This window comes from Oscillibacter valericigenes (genome assembly GCF_021531435.1).
Lineage (GTDB): Bacteria > Bacillota > Clostridia > Oscillospirales > Oscillospiraceae > Oscillibacter > Oscillibacter valericigenes_B.
In genome coordinates, this window is sequence record NZ_JAFBIS010000064.1 from 1 (window position 1) to 1654 (window position 1654).

Consider the following 1654-nt stretch of genomic DNA (forward strand, 5'->3'; position numbering starts at 1 on the left):
CGTATAATCCGCCTTTCTGCGAAAGGCACCGACGGGGTTATGAAACCCGTGTGCTTTCGCCGGTAAAACTTGTTTGCTATACTGTCCACGGAAGTGTTCGGTATACTACACAGACCGTGGAGGTGAGTGGCGGGGCTGTATAGCGGCAACCCCGTATTCGTATATGGTTCGGTCACCCGTTAAGGCATCAACGATTGGCGCATTAAAGTAGCCCGTAAACTTATCTCTTTCAAATCGACTCGATTTTGCCGGGTGGCCAGTCAATGCCGAACCTTCTCAATTCTTTCAACGGGAGGGTTACATGGCTTTTAAGATTCTCCGCAAAAATTGCTGTGGGCTGGATGTCCACAAAACCTGGATCTTTGCCTGTATCGGAATTACAGACACCAATGGGCGAACAGAGTACAAGCAGGCTCGCTTTTCCTCGTTTTCCAACGGACTACGGGATCTGGCTGACTGGCTTGCGAAATACTCCTGCTCAGATGTCTGCATGGAGTCCACGGGCAAGTATTGGATTCCTGTATTCAACATCCTCGAAAAGACCTGCTGGGTCACATTAGCGCACCCAAAATACACGAAACCTCAAAAGGGCAACAAGACTGACCGCAAAGACGCCAAATGGATCTGCGACTTGTATATGTGCGGTATGGTCAAGCCCAGCTTTATCCCGCCACCTGACATCCGCCAGCTTCGTGATCTCATGCGGTATCGCACGAAACTCACCAATATGCTGACCAGTGAAAAGAACCGTGCTCAAAACTGCCTCACCGTTTCCAATCTCAAACTGGATGATGTGTTTTCCGACGTGTTCGGTAAGTCCTCACGTTCCATCATCCAGCATATTCTGGATCATCCCGGCGAACATTTTGATGTTTCTGCGTTTGTTGATCGACGGTGCAAGCACTCCGTTGATGAGGTACAGGCTGCTGTCGACGGGGCGGTATCCCGTGAACAGGCTGCAAAGCTCAAAGAGTGCTTGCAGCACATCGACCAGCTCAACGAACACAGAAATCATATAGAGACCGAAATCCTTCGGCTCGCAGAGCCTTATCCATACCAGCTGGAGTTGATTCGTACCGTCCCCGGTTTCTCTGCCTCTCCAATGACAGCTGTTGCGCTCATCTCTGAAATCGGCCTGGATATGTCGGTCTTTCCCTCCGCGAAACATCTGGTTTCCTGGGCAGGTTGCTGTCCCAGAAATGACCAGAGCAGCAAAAAGGTAAAGTCCACTCGCATCTCCCGTGCTGGTTGCTATCTAAAGCCTCTTTTGGTTCAAATAGCAAATGCCGTCATCAAATCCGACAAATATCCCGAATGCAGGGAACGGTACCGCAGAATCAAGGCTCGCCGCGGCCACAAGAAAGCTATTATTGCCGTGTGCAGGATGCTCCTGACCGCTATCTGGAACGTCCTGTCTAAGCTGGAGCCCTATTCTGCAAAGGGTTATCTTGAAGATAAACTGACTGAGCACTCGGTTGTGATCTCCAAGGCACAGGGCCTGGAACTACTCCGTAAACGGGGTTACATCTTCAAGGACGAATTGTCGTCTGCGTCAGGCTGAGTGTTTGCGCTATATTACTTTTGCCGCAGTGCCTGCGGTTCTGTTTTTGCGCCCTTTTTCGGGCTTCCCCGATTATTACGTTGTTTCAAACTT

At 50.3% G+C, this 1654-nt stretch carries 1 protein-coding gene; it reads left to right on the forward strand.

Features of this window, described 5'->3' with window-relative positions; genetic code table 11:
- Positions 1-301 precede the first annotated feature (301 nt).
- Complete coding sequence (locus tag JQM68_RS13545) at positions 302-1561, forward strand: IS110 family RNA-guided transposase (protein ID WP_235223549.1); 1260 nt, start codon at positions 302-304, stop codon at positions 1559-1561.
- Positions 1562-1654: the final 93 nt, after the last annotated feature.

Bases quoted from the DNA above. Each gene is read 5' to 3' on its own strand.
- JQM68_RS13545 (WP_235223549.1), top strand. From the start codon at position 302: ATGGCTTTTAAGATTCTCCGCAAAAATTGCTGTGGGCTGGATGTCCAC.